This window comes from Salinithrix halophila (assembly GCF_042650125.1).
Lineage (GTDB): Bacteria > Bacillota > Bacilli > Thermoactinomycetales > DSM-45169 > Salinithrix > Salinithrix halophila.
In genome coordinates this window covers 431,320-448,605 of sequence record NZ_JBHSAP010000009.1, presented here as the reverse complement: position 1 = coordinate 448,605, position 17,286 = coordinate 431,320, and the positions used below count along the sequence as shown (strand labels likewise).

At 51.8% G+C, this 17,286-nt stretch carries 17 protein-coding genes and 1 riboswitch; of the genes, 13 read left to right on the top strand and 4 right to left on the bottom strand.

The window, feature by feature from the left end; genetic code table 11:
* Positions 1-16: 16 nt before the first annotated feature.
* The 11 genes from ACFOUO_RS08455 to tatA all read left to right on the top strand — a co-directional run bounded on the left by ACFOUO_RS08455 (position 17) and on the right by tatA (position 10,575).
* Positions 17-244 (top strand): hypothetical protein, encoded by a 228-nt coding sequence (locus ACFOUO_RS08455; protein WP_380704160.1) that lies wholly within the window; start codon positions 17-19, stop codon positions 242-244.
* A gap of 186 nt (positions 245-430) precedes the next feature.
* Positions 431-1,498 (top strand): AI-2E family transporter, encoded by a 1,068-nt coding sequence (locus ACFOUO_RS08450; protein WP_380704158.1) that lies wholly within the window; start codon positions 431-433, stop codon positions 1,496-1,498.
* 375 nt (positions 1,499-1,873) lie between these two features.
* The gene (gene alaS / locus ACFOUO_RS08445; protein WP_380704804.1) at positions 1,874-4,498 is read left to right on the top strand and encodes an alanine--tRNA ligase; all 2,625 of its coding nucleotides are present in this window, start codon (positions 1,874-1,876) and stop codon (positions 4,496-4,498) included.
* 227 nt (positions 4,499-4,725) lie between these two features.
* Positions 4,726-4,980, top strand: coding sequence for an IreB family regulatory phosphoprotein (locus tag ACFOUO_RS08440; RefSeq protein WP_380704802.1), 255 nt, complete (start codon positions 4,726-4,728; stop codon positions 4,978-4,980).
* A 54-nt stretch (positions 4,981-5,034) separates the two neighbouring features.
* Positions 5,035-5,463, top strand: a complete 429-nt coding sequence (ruvX, locus tag ACFOUO_RS08435; protein WP_380704156.1) for a Holliday junction resolvase RuvX — start codon at positions 5,035-5,037, stop codon at positions 5,461-5,463.
* The gene (locus ACFOUO_RS08430) at positions 5,456-5,788 is read left to right on the top strand and encodes a DUF1292 domain-containing protein (protein ID WP_380704154.1); all 333 of its coding nucleotides are present in this window, start codon (positions 5,456-5,458) and stop codon (positions 5,786-5,788) included. The genes ruvX and ACFOUO_RS08430 overlap by 8 nt, the downstream gene beginning before the upstream one ends.
* Before the next feature lie 10 nt (positions 5,789-5,798).
* Positions 5,799-6,110: a DUF1292 domain-containing protein gene (locus tag ACFOUO_RS08425; protein WP_380704152.1), complete on the top strand. Its 312-nt coding sequence runs from the start codon at positions 5,799-5,801 to the stop codon at positions 6,108-6,110.
* 84 nt (positions 6,111-6,194) lie between these two features.
* Positions 6,195-7,241 (top strand): endolytic transglycosylase MltG, encoded by a 1,047-nt coding sequence (gene mltG, locus ACFOUO_RS08420; RefSeq protein ID WP_380704150.1) that lies wholly within the window; start codon positions 6,195-6,197, stop codon positions 7,239-7,241.
* Positions 7,242-7,475: 234 nt separating this feature from the next.
* Positions 7,476-8,516, top strand: coding sequence for an endolytic transglycosylase MltG (gene mltG, locus ACFOUO_RS08415; RefSeq protein ID WP_380704148.1), 1,041 nt, complete (start codon positions 7,476-7,478; stop codon positions 8,514-8,516).
* A gap of 192 nt (positions 8,517-8,708) precedes the next feature.
* Positions 8,709-10,301, top strand: coding sequence for a PhoX family protein (locus tag ACFOUO_RS08410; protein WP_380704146.1), 1,593 nt, complete (start codon positions 8,709-8,711; stop codon positions 10,299-10,301).
* A 4-nt stretch (positions 10,302-10,305) separates the two neighbouring features.
* Complete coding sequence (gene tatA / locus ACFOUO_RS08405; RefSeq protein ID WP_380704144.1) at positions 10,306-10,575, top strand: twin-arginine translocase TatA/TatE family subunit; 270 nt, start codon at positions 10,306-10,308, stop codon at positions 10,573-10,575.
* A 173-nt stretch (positions 10,576-10,748) separates the two neighbouring features.
* Here tatA and ACFOUO_RS08400 read toward each other — a convergent pair whose 3' ends face one another.
* Positions 10,749-11,330, bottom strand: coding sequence for a YitT family protein (locus tag ACFOUO_RS08400; RefSeq protein WP_380704142.1), 582 nt, complete (start codon positions 11,328-11,330; stop codon positions 10,749-10,751).
* Between the two features lie 169 nt (positions 11,331-11,499).
* Between ACFOUO_RS08400 and ACFOUO_RS08395 the strand changes: the two genes are divergently transcribed.
* Positions 11,500-13,305, top strand: coding sequence for a peptidoglycan D,D-transpeptidase FtsI family protein (locus tag ACFOUO_RS08395; protein WP_380704140.1), 1,806 nt, complete (start codon positions 11,500-11,502; stop codon positions 13,303-13,305).
* Between the two features lie 19 nt (positions 13,306-13,324).
* Positions 13,325-13,463, top strand: a riboswitch (FMN riboswitch).
* A 165-nt stretch (positions 13,464-13,628) separates the two neighbouring features.
* Positions 13,629-14,201 carry an ECF transporter S component gene (locus ACFOUO_RS08390; RefSeq protein ID WP_380704138.1) on the top strand — a complete coding sequence of 191 codons (573 nt, stop codon included), beginning with the start codon at positions 13,629-13,631 and terminating at the stop codon, positions 14,199-14,201.
* A gap of 355 nt (positions 14,202-14,556) precedes the next feature.
* On the opposite strand, the gene thpD is transcribed toward ACFOUO_RS08390, so the two are convergent.
* The 3 genes from thpD to ectB form a co-directional block, all read right to left on the bottom strand.
* On the bottom strand, positions 14,557-15,453 hold the full coding sequence (thpD, locus tag ACFOUO_RS08385) for an ectoine hydroxylase (protein WP_380704136.1): 897 nt from the start codon (positions 15,451-15,453) through the stop codon (positions 14,557-14,559).
* 105 nt (positions 15,454-15,558) lie between these two features.
* Positions 15,559-15,960, bottom strand: coding sequence for an ectoine synthase (locus ACFOUO_RS08380; protein ID WP_380704134.1), 402 nt, complete (start codon positions 15,958-15,960; stop codon positions 15,559-15,561).
* A 36-nt stretch (positions 15,961-15,996) separates the two neighbouring features.
* The gene (ectB, locus tag ACFOUO_RS08375) at positions 15,997-17,286 is read right to left on the bottom strand and encodes a diaminobutyrate--2-oxoglutarate transaminase (RefSeq protein ID WP_380704132.1); all 1,290 of its coding nucleotides are present in this window, start codon (positions 17,284-17,286) and stop codon (positions 15,997-15,999) included.

Here is a 17,286-nt window from a genome sequence, read left to right as displayed (position 1 = left end):
GGGAAGGGGGATTTCCATGAGACGGTCAATTCTTTCCACGCTGTTGATCGGCTCGATCGCCGCCTTTCTGTTTCAGCGCTACCGCCGATCCGGAAACTTTGGCAACTTCGCCGGAATGATGAAAGGCCGGCAAATGGGCGGGATGGGCTTGTTCAAATGGATGAATAAGGCCCGCGGTGGCATTGACATCGCACGTATTATCTCCATGGTCTTCGGACGAAACTTGCTTCGCCGAGCCCGCTGACCGTTCCCACCGGTCATTCCCCCACCATGATTAGTCGCTCTGTCCAGAGGACGGAGCGGCTTTTTATTTTCGGTATCGGACACTCATATTCTTTGCGTAAAGGGGAGGGGTTGGACATATACTTTGGATGAGCGTTAGCATGACCTGGCACTATCCGTATGTTAACCGGTCCAAAGGAGGGGGATCATGGAACGGTTCAGCCAAAACCGGTTATTGAGCGGGTCCCTTTTGGTCCTTGTTCTGCTGGGCATCCTCTTTTTGCTTGTCCAGATCGAGCCGTTACTTTACACGATCCTCCTTTTTATCAAAGCGGTGCTGGGACCCTTTCTCGTGGCGGTCATCATTTCGTATTTATTGAATCCCGTCGTCAATATGTTGGCCAGCCGTTCGATCCCAAGGTCGCTGGCCGTTCTCTTCATTTATACCCTCTTCATTGGAGCGGTCGCGATTGTCCTAACGAATCTCCTTCCCCTTTTCAATCATCAATTACAGGAATTGGTTGAGCACTTTCCGGAATGGAATGCGAGGATGCAGTCCTGGGTGGACCAGATGAACCATAGTAAAGATTCCCTGCCGGAAAGCGTACGACTGGGAGTTGAAAAGTCTTTGGACCGTCTGGAAGGGGCGGTAACTGATGGTGTAGGAAACCTGATGAGCTCTCTTGGTACCACCATCAACCAACTTTTTATCGCCTTCATCATTCCATTTTTGGCTTTCTATATGTTGAAGGATGTCCACGTTATCGAAAAAGCCTTTGTTACGCTGCTTCCTACCCGGCGCCGCAAAGAGGTAGTCCGGATGTTCCGAGATATCGATGAAGCGCTTGGTAACTATATACGAGGTCAGTTACTGGTTTGTGTTGCCGTCGGGGTATTGGCTTATATCGGTTATCTGATCATTGGTCTTCCTTATCCGCTCTTATTGGCGGCGGTGGTTGCTGTGTTCAATGTGATTCCCTACTTGGGGCCCTTCTTCGGAGCTTTTCCGGCTCTTCTCGTCGCTTTTACGATTTCAAAAGAGATGGTCTTGGGCGTCATTCTGGTCAATCTCGCTGTTCAAATCCTGGAGGGGAATGTTCTCTCTCCCCAAATTGTCGGTCGAACCCTGCACATGCATCCGTTGTTTATCATTTTTGCCCTGTTAGTTGGTGGAGAACTAGGTGGGATTCTCGGACTTATCCTGGCGGTTCCCTTTTTCGCCGTTGGAAAGGTGATAGTGGAGCATATAATGCGACATTATATCAAGAGGGCATGAAAGATAGGAAAAAACGGGCAGGAGGTTTGAAGGAAGCCCCTTTCGTTGTATAATAGATATCAGGAATGAAAAAGCCCCCATTGACACGGGAAAACAATAGGATGCGATGACGAAACCGAAGTAGACCGCCCCCCGATCCAGAGAGGGATGTCCTTGGCTGCAAGACTCCCCGGCACCGGACGGTCGAAGGCCAGTTTCTGAGTGCGGGTGACCAAAAGCCTGCCGGCGCCTGTAGCCGTTATCTAAACAAGGTGATCCTCTCCCTTTGGGGGGTGGATAATCGGGGTGGTACCGCGGGAAGACCTTTTCTCGTCCCTGGCCGGGGCGAAAAAGGTCTTTTTTGCTGTCTATGGAAAAGAAAAGGAGCTGGAAACCATGAGAGGAAACGAAATCCGCCAAAAGTACTTGGACTTTTTCGCTGAAAAGGGGCATCGGGTGGAGCCCTCTGCGTCGCTGGTCCCAGTGGACGACCCGACGCTTCTTTGGATCAACAGCGGGGTAGCCACGTTAAAAAAATATTTTGATGGCCGGGTTGCCCCGGAAAATCCGCGAATCGTCAACGCGCAAAAGTCAATCCGGACGAACGATATCGAAAACGTTGGCTATACGGCCCGCCATCAGACGTTTTTTGAAATGCTGGGTAATTTCTCTATCGGGGATTATTTTAAGAAAGAAGCGATTCACTGGGCTTGGGAATTCCTGACTGATCCGAAGTGGATGGGGATGGATGCAGAACGCCTTTCTGTCACCATTCATCCGGAAGATGATGAAGCTTACCGAATCTGGCATGAAGAAGTGGGTATCCCGGAAGAGCGCATCATTAAACTGAAGGATAATTTCTGGGATATCGGGGAGGGGCCGAGTGGTCCCAACACGGAGATTTTCTTCGACCGGGGGGAAGCTTACGGAGATCTCGCTGACCCGGAATGTTATCCCGGTGGGGAAAACGAGCGTTTTCTGGAAATCTGGAACCTGGTTTTCTCCCAATACAATCACAATCCCGATGGTAGCTACACACCGCTTCCCAAGAAGAACATCGATACCGGGATGGGGCTCGAGCGGATGGCTTCTGTCATGCAAGATGTCCGGACCAATTTTGATACCGACCTCTTCCAGCCGATTATACGGGCAATCTGCGAGGAAGCCCAGGTCAAGTACGGAGTGAATAACGAGGCGGATACGGCTCTCAAAGTGATCGCGGATCATATCCGAACGCTGGTTTTCGCGATCGCCGACGGGGTGGTTCCTTCCAATGAAGGACGAGGATATGTGCTGCGCCGCTTGCTTAGAAGGGCAGTCCGCTATGCCCGTACCCTGGGGGTCGAGCGAGCTTTTCTCTATCAACTCACGCCTGTCGTCGCTGGAATCATGAAGGAGTTTTATCCGGAGCCAGCCCAAAGACAGGAGTTCATCCAAAAGGTGATCCGGGGAGAAGAAGAGCGGTTCCTAGAGACACTCTCCGAAGGCTTGATGATCCTCGAAGGGATCGCGGAGCAATTGAAAAAGGAAGGCAAGATCCAAATTTCCGGGCAGGAAGCCTTCACTCTATATGATACCTTTGGATTCCCTCTGGACCTGACCGCAGATTATGCCAAAGAACAAGGCCTTACGGTTGATACGGAAGGGTTTGAAAGGGAGATGCAAGCCCAGCGCCAACGAGCCAGAGAAGCCCGTAAGGATTCCGGCAGTATGCAGGTGCAAGGGGGAGCTCTCTCCGAATTGAGCGTAAACAGCCAGTTTGTAGGGTATACTAGCTGGACGACCATGACCCGCATCGCTGCCCTGCTCCATGGTGAACAATTGGTGGACGTGGTCGGAGAAGGGGAGACCTGTTTTGTCGTGCTGGAACAAACTCCTTTTTACGCCGAAAGTGGAGGCCAGGTGGCTGACCAGGGCGAAATCCAAACCCCTCGTGCACGTCTCTCCGTTATGGATGTGCAAAAAGGACCGAGAGGGGAACACATCCACACCGTTCTTGTTGAGGAAGGGACCGTTCGGAATGGGGACGAGGCAGAGGCTAGTGTCAAAGGTGCCTTCCGGAACGAGGTGATGAAAAATCACACGGCGACCCACCTTCTGCATAAAGCATTAAAGGAAGTGCTCGGTGACCACGTCAATCAAGCTGGTTCTTTGGTGGCACCGGACCGGCTGCGTTTCGACTTTACCCATATCGAACCGCTTACGGAAGAAGAGAAACAGTTGGTGGAGAAGAGGGTAAACGCCCAGATTTGGGCGAATACGCCGGTGGAAACCATGGTCAAACCCCTTGCGGAAGCGAAGGCGATGGGTGCGATGGCTCTTTTCGGTGAGAAATACGGAGATGAGGTTCGCGTCGTTCGAGTGGGTGAGTACAGCCTGGAGCTGTGTGGTGGTACCCACGTCGGACAGACTGGCGAGATCGGCTTATTCAAGCTTGTCAGTGAGGGCGGTATCGGCTCTGGGGTACGCCGTATCGAAGCATTTACCGGTCGTCGGGCTTACCGGTATCTAGAGGATCAGCTGCAAATTCTCCACCTTGCGGCAGGTCGGTTGAAGGCAACCCCCGATGATGTGGCTAACCGGGTGGAATCCCTCCAAGAACGGATGAAAGAGCTCTCCCGGGAGAATGAGTCCCTTCGGGCAAAACTGAATCGGCTGGAGGGTGCTAATCTAGTCGACCAGGCGGAAGAGGTAGGCGGGGTCCCAATTCTTACTGCGAAAGTGGACGCCCCGGACATGGATGCCCTACGGAGTATGGTTGACGATCTAAAAACCCGGCTGAAAGAAGGGGTGATCGTCCTCGCAAGTGTTCAGGGGGGCAAGGTGCAGCTGGTGGCCAGTGTTTCTAAGCAGTACGTTCAGGCGGGGTTGCATGCCGGCAAGCTGGTAAAAGAAGCAGCTAGCCGCTGTGGCGGCGGCGGAGGTGGTCGCCCCGATCTAGCTCAGGCGGGTGGAAAAGAGCCGGAGCGGTTGGAAGAAGCCTTTCAAGCCGTCCGGGAGGCTGTCTTCGCTCAATCGTAAGGGGATCTGCCGGGTCCCACAGCGGATGTGATTTAAACCTTGTTTAACCCCCAGGGAAACAAGGAAAAAGAGGAAATGGATCCGTCTAAGGCGAATGTCTTTGGGAAAGTGGGTCACCGTGCGATTCTGAAACCCGCTCTTGAGGTTATCCTTGGGAGATGAAGGGTGTTTAAGCACACGCTGAGCCCAGTGGGTTATCCGACGTAGGAGAGGTGTTGAACGTGTCCATGGATAAAACAATGAAGTTCGATTTCCGTGGAGAGGATCAGGAGCTTAGCCCCCGGGATGTGCTGCTGACTGTCTACGGGGCCCTCAAGGACAAGGGATACAACCCGATTAACCAGCTTGTCGGCTACCTTCTTTCTGGGGACCCGGCCTACATCCCCCGTCATAACAACGCCCGAGCCCTGATTCGGAAGTTGGAACGGGATGAGCTATTGGAGGAACTAGTCAAATCCTTCCTAGATAACCAGCGCAGCTGAAAACCAAACTACCACTAGCGAAAGATGGCGGGCTGGAAGGGATGCAGGAGTGAAATGATGCGTACTATGGGGATCGATGCGGGACAAAAACGGGTAGGAGTCGCAGTTAGTGACCTGATGGGATGGACTGCTCAGGGAGTGGAAACGGTCCAACGTACGGAGGATGACCGATGGCTGGACCGTATCGCTCAGTTGATTAACGAATATGAAGTAAGTTCTATTGTCGTCGGCTTGCCCCGTAATATGGACGGTTCCATTGGAGAAAGAGGAGAGGCTTGCCAATCTCTGGCGAGGGATCTTGAAAAGCGGTTTTCGCTCCCGGTTCGAATGTGGGATGAGCGATTATCGACAATGGCGGTGGAACGTACGCTGATCGAGGCGGACATGAGCCGGAAGAAGCGACGTAAGGTAGTTGATCAAATGGCGGCGTCCTGGATCTTGCAAGGATATTTGGATGCCCAAAGGAGGAATACCGATGAATGACAATGGACACCATGATCATGAACAGGAACACCCCGAATCAGAAATGGTAATCATCAGCAACGATGAAGGCGAACAGGAATCTTTCCAGGTTTTATACCGCTTTGAGCAGGATAATGGCAATAAATACATCCTGCTTACCCCGGTGGATGAACCGGAAGGGGCCCAAGAAAATGATGAGCCCATCGAACAGGAAGTGTACGCTTTCCGCTACGAAGGGGAAGGCGAGCAGTTCTCCTTGATGCCGATTGAGGACGATAACGAGTGGGATATGGTGGAGGAAGTGCTCCGTACGCTGGAAACGGAGTTTGACGAAGACGAAAGCTGAGGGTCGATCCATGGACACGAAGGAACAGGAGAAGATCCCAAGAAAACTGGATATCCTGGAGGCGGAATTCGGTCCAGAACTCACCCTTGTCGATGAGGGAGGGGCCGATTCCGAGTCACGGTATCAAATTTTGCGGGAGCTTGACTTGGCCGGACGCCATTATGTCGTCCTGCGTCCCCCTGATTCTCGTGATGCTGACGCTGCGGTATACCGGGTGACCGAGTCGGAGGCAGGCCGTCATATCGAACATGTAGAAGATGAGATAGAGTGGGAAGAGGTAGCGGACGCCATCGACGAATTGTTGATTAATGACGAATCATGACGAAATACGGGGGAGTTCCCCCGTTATTTTTATGGGGACATATGATAACATAGAGAAGCGAAATTAGAAGAAGGAGCACAATGGATGAAGTGGCTGATGCGATTCATTTATACTTTGGCCTTATTCGCTGCCTGGTCGGTTCTGGCTTACTTCTATGTGGATCATTCTTTGGGTTCGCCCAAACGTGATCAGCCGGTTCCTCTTGAGATTCAGCCCGGTGCTTCCACATCGGACATCGGTAAGAGGCTCTATCAACAGGGGTTGATCCGAAACGACTTTTTTTTCACTACATACGCCTGGATCACTGGCAACGGCAAAGGGTTGAAAGCCGGAATCTACGAAATCCCCCCTGGGATGGATATCGATGGCATCCTCAATCTGATTACCCAGGGCAAACAAAGTACTTACACGTTGACTATTCCGGAAGGGTTCACCGTGGAACAGATCGGTGACGCTCTTGAAAAGCGGGGGCGCATCAGCAAAGCAGATTTCCTGGAAGCAGTGGATAACGATTCTTACAATTATCCTTTTCTCAAGGAACTCCCGGAGAAATCTCCGGAGCGTCGGCACCGGCTGGAGGGATACCTTTTTCCCAGCACTTACAACATCCCCAAAAGAGCGACCGCTCATGATGTCGTCAATCTGATGCTCGGCCAATTTGAGACCCGCATGAAACAAAATAGTGTTAACGAAAAGCTGAAGCAAAAGAATCTCAGTCTGGATAAATGGGTCATTGTCGCTTCCCTCGTGGAGCGCGAAGGGCAAGTGAAGAGTGAACTTCCCAGAATAGCCGGTGTCATCTACAATCGGTTGAACAAAAATATGCGGCTCCAGATTGATGCGACGGTCCAGTATGCAAGGGGTGAGCAAAAGGAACGTCTCTCCTATGACGATTTGAAATTGAAAAGTGCCTACAATACGTATAAGATCGAAGGGCTTCCCCCAGGTGCAATAGCCAATCCAGGTGAAAAAGCGTTGAAAGCGGCGCTCAACCCCGAACGACACAAATTTCTCTACTATGTAACGAAAAAAGACGGCACGGGAAAGCATTATTTCGCGGAAACTTTCGATCAGCATCGTACCTTTATCGAAAAGAGCAAAAAAACTCAGACCCAAAACAGCGCCAGATAAACGGACGAAAAAATGGGAACAAAGGACGGATGGGTTTTGTTTATGAGGTGAAGGATGATTGACAGTTTCGTGACGATCATTCAACCTTTCCTTTACCAAAGTCCCGCAACGATCCCTTTCGGCGGTGATTTGGAACGATTCCGAGAGCTGGCAAACTAAGAAAGGGCGCATGTACAATTGGGGTAGGTTATGATAGGGTATGGTTGAATCTCAGCGAGAGAGGTAAAAACAACCATGAAATGGATCTTGCGGCTTGTGTTCACCTTGGTTTTGTTTACGGCGTTCTCTGCGCTGGGGTACTGGTATATCGGATACAGCCTGTCCTCCAAGACGGACCGGCCGGTAAAAATGGAGGTACTTCCAGGGACTTCTATCTTTGATGTGGGCAAGCTTCTGGAAGAGAAGCAACTCATTCGTGATGATCTTTTTTTCGCTGTCTATGCTTATCTGAATGGGCAGGTAAAAGGGGTAAAAGCAGGGATGTATGAAATACCCCCCGGGTCGGATGCCGCTGAAATCATGGCTATTCTTACCGAAGGATCACCAAGGGTGTTGCGCCTGACCGTGCCCGAAGGAACAACGGTGGAAGGAATTGCAGATCGTCTGGAGACGAAGGGGGTCGACCGTGAAGCTTTTTTGCAAGCGGTGGATCGAAAAGAATATCCCTACGCCTTCTTAAAAGAAATCTCCCGGGATAAACAACGAAGACACCGATTGGAAGGTTACTTATACCCTACCACGTATAATTTACCTAAAGGCTCTGATCCAGACAAACTGGTAGGTGCGATGCTCCAACAGTTCCAAAACCGACTTCAAAAACCGGGTGTCCGGGAAAAATTAAAGGAACGGGGACTCACGGTCGATGAATGGGTTACGCTCGCCTCCATCCTGGAACGGGAGGGGCGGGTTAGGGACGAATTGCCCCGAATCGCCGGTGTGATCTATAATCGACTTCGGATAGGAAAGAAATTACAAGTGGATGCTACGGTCCAATATGCTCTCGGGGAACAGAAATCCCGCCTCTATTTTAAAGATCTGAAGGTGAAAAGCCCCTACAATACGTACCAAATCAAAGGGCTTCCCCCAGGAGCGATCGCCAATCCGGGCAAAAAAGCACTCAATGCGGCCCTTAACCCGGAGAAGCATCCTTATCTCTTTTATGTGACGCGAAAGGATGGAAGCGGCCTGCATTACTTTGCCCGTACCGACAGGGAGCATCAACAAAATATCAAAAAAAGCAAGCGGCAGGCAGCCAAAACATCTGGTGACCGCTGATAAAAAAGAGTACCCATGAGAAACGGGTACTCTTTTTTTATCGGGTCATAAACGGTGAGGGGTCTCCCTCCATTCATCAAAATTCGACACCGTTAGACAAATTCACGAGAAATTAATAAAAGGTTGATATACCATCAACCCTTGAACGCTACAGTTGGAGTTGGACAATAGATGGGAAGGGAGTCTTATCCGATGGAGAAAATGACCCGACGACAGTTCATGACTTATCTGGGGGTAGGAACAGCCGCGCTGGTCGGAACGGCAACCGGTGTTAGCAAAGTGGCGGAAGTAGCCGACCAAGCTGGGAACAAGGTGGCTGCTGCAACAAAAGGCGGTGGACGTGTACCGTTTCACCCGATTAAACCCTCTAGCAAGGATGAACTGGTTCTGCCCCGCGGATTCGGTCATGATGTGATCGCTGCTTGGGGGGACGAAATCGGTAACGGAGAAACCTTTGGCTACAATTGTGATCTGACGGTTTACTTCCCTATCGAAGAGTCTTCCCAACACGGATTGCTATGGGTCAATCATGAATATGTCGGGGATGGGAAGATGTTCCTGTATCCTGAAAATACTCCAAAAGCAAAAGCACATAAAATTGAGCAGTACAACTTGGGCGGAAGCATCATCGAGGTTCGAAAAGAAAAGGGGTCCTGGAAGTTAGTCAAGGAATCCCGGTATGCCCGCCGTGTTACCGCCAATACCATGATCGATCTCACCGGCCCTGCCAAAGGGAATCAAGCTGTCGGAGGTGTTTCCGAAGTGGAAGGGACGTTTGCCAACTGTAGCGGCGGACGTACCCTTTGGAATACCGTCCTTACCTGTGAAGAGAATTTTCAGGAAGATGCGGAACGTTGGGGACGAAACGATACGCATTATGGGTGGGTAGTCGAGGTAGATCCTTTCCAACCCAAGTCGAAGCCGAAAAAACATACCGCTTTGGGCCGGTTTTCTCATGAGAATGCCGCGATGACCCTGGCCAAGAACGGTCGCCTCGTTGTCTATATGGGAGATGACGCCAACAACGAGCACTTTTACAAATACATCAGTGACGATGTCTACCGAAAGGGGGACGGCAAAAAAAATAGCCGTCTTCTGGAAAAAGGAACCCTCTATGTAGCGGATCTAGGCAAAGGGAAATGGCTCCCTCTCGATTTGGAAAAATCCCCGGCTCTTAAGGAAAAGTTCCAGACCCAGGGTGAGGTGCTGGTCCATGCTCGAGAGGCGGCCAAATTGTTGGGTGCCACTCCGATGGATCGCCCAGAGGACGTGGAAGTGAGCCCGGTTGACGGCTCCGCCTATCTGGCCTTGACAAACAACAAGGATCACGGTAACTTCCATGGTCAGATCCTCCGTTTCATGGAAGAGGGCGATGATGCTGGTGCAACGGATTTCCGTTTTGAAGTATTCGCCGTAGGCGGTCCCCAGAGCGGATTTTCCTGCCCGGATAATCTTCACTTTGATAAAGCCGGTAACCTGTGGGTTTTCTGTGATATCTCCTCCAGCAAATTGAATAAGGACGGGGTATACGAATCGTTTAAAAACAACGGTGCCTTCTATATTCCTACCAGTGGACCCAATAAGGGGGAAGCCTTTCAATTTGCTTCCGGGCCAACCGATGCCGAGATGACCGGTCCTTGGTTTACTCCTGACGAAGAAACGCTGTTCCTCGCAGTCCAGCATCCGGGGGAAGAAACCAAGGATCCTGCCAATCCGACCAGCCGTTGGCCCCACGGTGATAAACCCCAAGCGGCTGTTGTTGCGGTACAAGGTTTCAGGGGTTGATCCGATGATTCCGAATATCGGTATTCCCGGACTGATCCTCATCCTGGTTTTGGCCCTGATCCTTTTTGGCCCGAAGCGGCTGCCGGAGATGGGGCGTGCTTTCGGACGGACTATCAAAGAGTTTAAAGAATCCACCAAGGGACTTCTGTCCGACGACGAGGACAAGGATAAAGAAAAAGAACCTCTCCCCGATCGGAAACCTGCTGCATCGGAACCGGGATCCATCAAGGAAGCGGTCCCGGCGAAAAAGGAAGAAAAGCGTTCCAGCGCTTGATTTTATCCTAAAACCCGCAGATGGGTTTCCGACGGAGCGGACAACCCCCACATCTGCGGGAGATCCATCTGGTGCGCAGTCGAAAATCCGGCTCTGCTCCCCTGTGTCGGGCTTGTCAGCAGCTTTACCCCTGGCTTTTAGCCGGGGGTTTTTGGTTGTAAGTAAAATGTTTTTCAATGGGGGATAGAGCCCTCTGCTGCTTGCCCCACGCACAGGGAAGTAGAGAAGCCGACGGCGCTGATGGTCAAAAAGGTATGCAAAAGCTGAATGGGCTCTAGGATGAAGCTTCCGGAGCCGATGATGGCGGCATCGATCAGGAAGATGATGCCCCCAGCGTTGAGATGAAATCGTTCCGCCACCAACTGGGCGATCAGATCGGTACCGCCGGTGCTTGTCCGATGGCGTAGCATCCATCCGACTCCGGTTCCCACAAGCAGTCCCCCTATGAGAGCGCTGGGAAGGATGGGCCAAGCGAGGCTGCCGCGGAGAAAGGAAAGCCAGTCGATCAGCAGGGAAGAGACCAGCATCCCGTACAGGCTATTTAGCAAGGTACGTCGGTCAAAAAGCCAGGCAATATAGAAAAGCGGGATGCTGAGCAGGATAATGGCAAGCCCCGTTTTTACACCCCATAGATAGCGAAGGATTAAGGCTAGCCCAATCACGCCTCCGTCTAGCAGGCGATGGGGCGTTAAAAATAGATTGATTCCGAGACTGATCAGGATTCCACCGATGAGGATAGCCAGATGGCGGTTCATGCTTATCCTTCTTCCCACGAAAGATTGTCCTCTTATTTTATTTGAAAAAGTCCCGTGTTATGTGGTCGGGAAAACAAGCGGAAAGGGGCGATTTTTTTGTGGTTTCTTTATCCACCGTTTAACCGGTCTCTCCCATGACGAAAATGGAGAAGACAGGAGGGACGGATGGATGTTCATCAAAGGAAGGCGTTGGCGCATCATCTTGGTTACCGGAGCAATCATTCTGATGTTTGGGGGGATTTTGCTCCGCCTGTACGGGATTCAGGTGTCTTCTGTCCATTCCTTTTCCCGGGAGGAGGCTAACCTGATTGCTCGGGCACAGGAGCAGCAAAACAGAGAATTCGTGGTGGACAGCGGTCGGGGAAGCATCCTTGATCGCAGGGGGCGGCCCTTTACTTATCAGAAGGAATGGCGTCTGATTTCTTTTCCGATGTCACGAGGCCAATTGGAGGCCAATCAAAAGAAGTTGGAACGGCTGGCCAGTATCCTGGATATGCCCTATGGTGATCTGGCATCCCGGCTGGCAAAGTTACAAGGCCCTATGGCGCTGGCAGAGGGGCGCATTGATAAAGTGCTTTCGGAAGGGCAATCGAAGGCGATTCGTTCTTTGGCCATTCCCGGTATTTATGCATTGAAATCGGATAACCGGTCGGGGACACCCTTTGCCAGGCCGTTGATCGGGCGCTTAGAACGAAATCCGTTTCTCATTCGGGAAAAATACCCGGAGGAATGGAAGAATGGGGTCTACCATTCGCAGTCCAGGATCGGAGTCACAGGATTGGAGGCCTCTTTCGAACCTTTTCTGAGGGGCGGGAGCGGGGAACTGCTCGTATATGGTGCGGATGGGCGGGGGCGTCCTCTGAATGGGACGTCGATCACGAAAGGATCGGGGGAAAAGACCGTATTCCCCTACCAACTGGTAACCACCCTGGATAAGGATATCCAACGGACAGTCGAGGAAGTATTGGCTGAAAACGGGGTTCAAGAAGGGGCTGTTGTGGTTCAAGATATCGCATCGGGAGATATTTTGGGAATGGCAAGCCGTCCAGACGGGTCCACGGCAAAAAAGGACCAAAACCCATGGGACAACCGGGCGTTGATGGAGGCAACACCGGGGTCCATTTTTAAAACGGTGGTTGCAGTTGCCGCTTTGGACACCGGGAAAGTAAAGCCGTCAGATACCTTCGAGTGTAGCGGGAAGTTGGGTCGTTACGGTTTGACGGATACCGGTTCAAAAGGACATGGAGAACAAACCTTTGCCGAAGCCTATGCCAATTCCTGCAATATCACTTTTGCCCAGGTAGCAGAGAAACTAGGAGGGAAAACGATTGAGTCCTATGCCCGCCGGATGGGACTGGGGCAGGCGATGATATGGAAGGGAGAATTGTTTAAGGAAAAAGATTTTCACCAGCTTAAGGGGGAAGAAAAGGGCCTGATCTTCGCTGAGGGAACCTCAAGGAAGGATCGGGGGGTGTTGGCACAGACAGGAATTGGCCAACGGGATGTCCGAATGACCCCGCTCCAAGCTGCTAATATGGTGACCACACTCTTTCATGGGGGGAAAACAATCAATCCCCGGGTGGTGAATGAAATCCGTCGCTATGATGGAACCCTGTTTTTCCGTTTTCCATCCCACGCACTTAAAATGGACAAAACCATCGGGGTACGCTCCCTCAAAGAGGTTCGGCAAATGATGCGGGGAGTGGTGACACAAGGAACTGCCCGTTCCATGAAGGGGGCTTCCATCCCGTTGTCCGGGAAGACAGGAACGGCCCAGATCGGCTCCAAGGGGGATCGCTATAATAAATGGATGGTGGGGTATGCCCCTTATGACCGCCCCCGTTGGTCGGTATCCGTGGTTGTCCGGTCAGTGGATGATCCTAAAGAGATGCGTGCTCAGACAATCTTTCGCCAGGTATTGGAGAGGATTCACCGTCTCCCCCTTGCCAAAAAGAAAACCCTCCCGGTAAAATAGAAAGAAATGAATAACGTTTTCAATCCTTCGGGGCAGGGTGAAATTCCCGACCGGCGGTGATGGCGTGCAGTATGCCTCAGTCCGTGACCCGCCATATGTGCGGTGGACCCGGTGAAACTCCGGGGCCGACAGTATAGTCTGGATGGGAGAAGGATGACACGTACACGTGTGGGCAAAGATCGGGGCCATCGGTAGATTGGGTGGTCCTTTGTTTGAATATGCCCAAAAACTAAGAAACCCGAAGGAGGGCGGCCAACCGCCTCTTTCGGGTTTCTCGTTGTACGGTGGTCATCAGATACACAAAACAAAGGAGTGTCCCTCTGATGGCGAAAACAAGTTCCACAGCAAAGTTGACCACCGTCTCTCTTCTGGCCTGCTTTGCTTTCATCATGCAGTCCTTAAACTTCCCGCTCCCACCCTTTCCGGCTTTTTTAAGGGTGGATTTTAGCGAACTGCCCGCTATTGCGGCGGGGCTGCTATTTGGACCGCTAACCGGGGTGCTGGTAGAATTCATCAAAAATCTCTTGCACTTCCTTTTTACCGGGAGTGAATCCGGCATCCCGATCGGACAGATGTCCAACTTCCTAGCCGGCGGTACCTTCGTGCTTATCACCTCCATGCTGGCAAGGAAGATTCCTGGGGTGAAAGGGCTGGTGATCGGATTCACCACGGCCACCTTCTCGATGGCTGTCTTGATGAGCGTAGCCAACTATCTCGTGATTCTGCCCGCCTATGCCTTTCTGATCAATTGGACAATCGAGGGCCCTGAGAAGACGGCCTTGGTCTTATACGGAATCGGACCCTTCAACTTGGTGAAGGGAGCATTGGTAGCCCTTGTTTTTCTGCCGCTCTACTATCGATTGAAGCCAAAACTCCGCTTTCCCACTACGGGTTAAAAAGCCTTCATTCACATGACTGAAAACGTTGTTCTCCGTCCGGGATTCCGGGCGGGTTTTTGTATAAATGACAAGTAACCACGCCCGATAAAGCCCGGTAAAGGAGGAGGAAGGTCTTCAAAGGTAGGTCAGAAGGATCCCGGCGATCAGCGCGATGAAACCGAACACGGGAAGCAGGAGCCGAAATTCTTCCAGCATCATGTCACCTCTCTTTGGTGGCAGCGATAACCCACTGGCATAATCGTTGTACCCTTATGACGAATGATGTCGAAAAATTGTTGCAGGTTTTTTGACTTCGATATCCCTTTGAGAAAATAAGCCGCATCCAAGAAGGATGCGGCTTACGGTTCCTTTATCACCCAGTAAGTACGGGTGTCTCCGGGTTTCGGTTGGCGATGAAATCGGGACGCGGCTTCAAGCCGGAGAAGGGTTCTACCAAGGCGTTTTCTACACTGTTATAGACGAAAAACACATTGCTCCGGGGCAACGGTGTGATATTTCCATTGGATCCGTGCATGGTGTTGCATTCGAATAACAGGAGAGAACCGGCGGGCCCGGTGGCTGTGCTAATTCCGCCCTGTTCTACCAGCCAGGTGAGGCTTTCATTGTCTGGCACACCTAGTTCTTGTTTTTTCAGGGAGGACTTATAGTTGTCTTCCGGAGTTTCTCCGACGCAGGAGACGAAATAGTTGTGAGACCCCGGTATCAGCATCAGCGGCCCGTTGTAGGAGTGGTTGTCGGTCAGTAGGATGGAGCAGCTGATCGCTCGCATCCGGGGCATTCCGTCCTCCACGTGCCAGGTTTCGAAGTCGGAATGCCAGTAGAATTCCTTCCCCTTGAACCCGGGCTTGAAGTTGATACGGAATTGATTGACATATACATTGCTGCCCAACAGTTGGGAAATCGTGTCCGTGAGCCGGGGGTCCCGCGCTAGCCGGTTGAATTCCTCGTTCTTTCGGTGGGCATCGAAGATGGAACGGATTTCATCACTTTCTGGTTCCCGGATCACCTCTGGGGAATCGACCGTCCGATTTTCGTCCCATAAACGGTTCAGTTCTCCGGTCATTTTTGTCACTTCATCCGTGGAGAAGAAATTCTTCAGAAGGAGAAAGCCGTTCTTTTCATAAGAAGCAACTTGCTCTCGGTTAAGGGGCCCTTTGGCAAGGTCGGTCCCTTCACTGTAGACTACGGGGTCTTTCCGGTCGAAAATTTTTGGTTCGTTATCGATTCGCGAAGGATACAGATCCACCATCTTGATCACTCCTGTTTGAAAGTTTCCCGCCCTTTCCTTCAAACGTGAGTGAGAGGTTGTTCAGAAGTACAGTATTTTCCCGAAACGATGGATAACCTTTCTGGACTAGACGGTAGCTTTCTCGTCGTCGAGCAAGGGGTAGGCCCCGTCTTTATCGTGGGTTTCCCGCCCAGTGCAAGGAGGATTGAAAACACAGACCATGCGCATGTCCGTCTTGGCCCGCAACTGGTGCCGTTCGTGGCCGTTCAAGGTGTACAGGGTACCGTTTTTAATGGGGTAGACCGTTCCGTCGTCCAGTGTTTCCACTTCCCCTTCCCCCTGTACGCAATAGACGGCTTCGATGTGATTCTTGTACCACATAGTGGTGGTCGTTCCCGCCTTAATCAAGGTATCGTGAAGAGAAAAACCGACTCCGTCTTTTTTGAGCAGAAAACGACGGCTTTCCCAAGTTTGGCCCTTGACTTCGTCTTCGGTGCCGACCAGATCCGCAAGGTGTTTCACGATCATTGAAGAATCATCCTTTCGTTAGAGAGATGGAGTGGATTACTGAGTCGAGGATTGTTTGGCGGCTTGGATGCTTTCTTCCAGGATCGAGAGCCCCTTGTCCAGTCCTTCATCGTCGATGGTCAAAGGAGGCATAACCTTGGCCACTTCACTGTCCGGGCCCGAAGTCTCCATAATCAATCCGCGTTGGAAGGCAGCTTGGCAAACCCGGTCTGCAAACCCCTCGGATGCAAAGGAGATTCCCTGCATCAGGCCGCGTCCGCGAACGTCCGTTTGAAGCTCCGGATGTTTGGCGGCCATCTCTTCCAGGGCGAGTCGAACTTTCTCCCCTTTGCGAAGGATATCCTGGGTGAGTTCGTCTGTTTCCCAATAACTAAGGGCTTCCGTGGCGGCGACGAAGGCTAGGTTATGACCGCGGAAGGTTCCATTGTGCTCACCAGGCGCCCACTGGTCAAGTTCGGGCTTGATGAGGGTGATGGCGAAGGGAAGTCCGTAACCGCCGATGGATTTGGACAGGCAGACCATATCAGGTTGAATACCGGCTTCTTCAAAACTGAAGAAAGGACCGGTACGGCCACAGCCTGCCTGTACGTCGTCGACGATCAGCAAGATATCCCAACGACGACAGATTTGCTCAACCTGCTTCAGCCACTCGGATCCGGCGACGTTGATCCCTCCTTCTCCTTGGACCGTTTCCAGGATGATTGCGGCAGGGAGATCAACGCCGCTTCCGTCGTCTTCCAGGTAACGCTCAAGCAGGGTGAGTGAATCCACATTTTCGTGATACTGATCATAGGGCATCGAAACGGCGTGGTGAAGAGGGACGCCTGCCCCTTTCCGCTTGAAGGCATTCCCGGTCACCGCGAGGGCCCCGAGGGTCATGCCGTGGAAAGCTTTGGTGAAACTGATCACGGTTTGCCGCCCCGTCACCTTGCGGGCGAGTTTTAAGGCACTTTCCACCGTATTGGCGCCCGTCGGCCCGGGGAACATCACTTTGTAGTCCATCCCACGGGGAGAGAGAATCACATCCTGGAACCGTTTTAGGAAGGATTCCTTGGCTACGGTAGCCATGTCCAGGCTGTGAACGACGTGGTCGTCGGTGAGATAATCGATCAATTTGCTTTTGATCCGGGAATTATTGTGGCCGTAATTTAACGCGCCAGCACCGGCGAAAAAATCGATGAATTCCCGGCCTTGCGTATCCCAGAGTTTATAGCCCCGGGCTTTGTCAAAGATGGTCGGGAAGCTGCGACAATAGCTGCGTACTTCTGATTCAAGGGCCTCAAATACGCTCATGTCGGTTACGGTTTTTTCGGTAGTAGAAGTCAA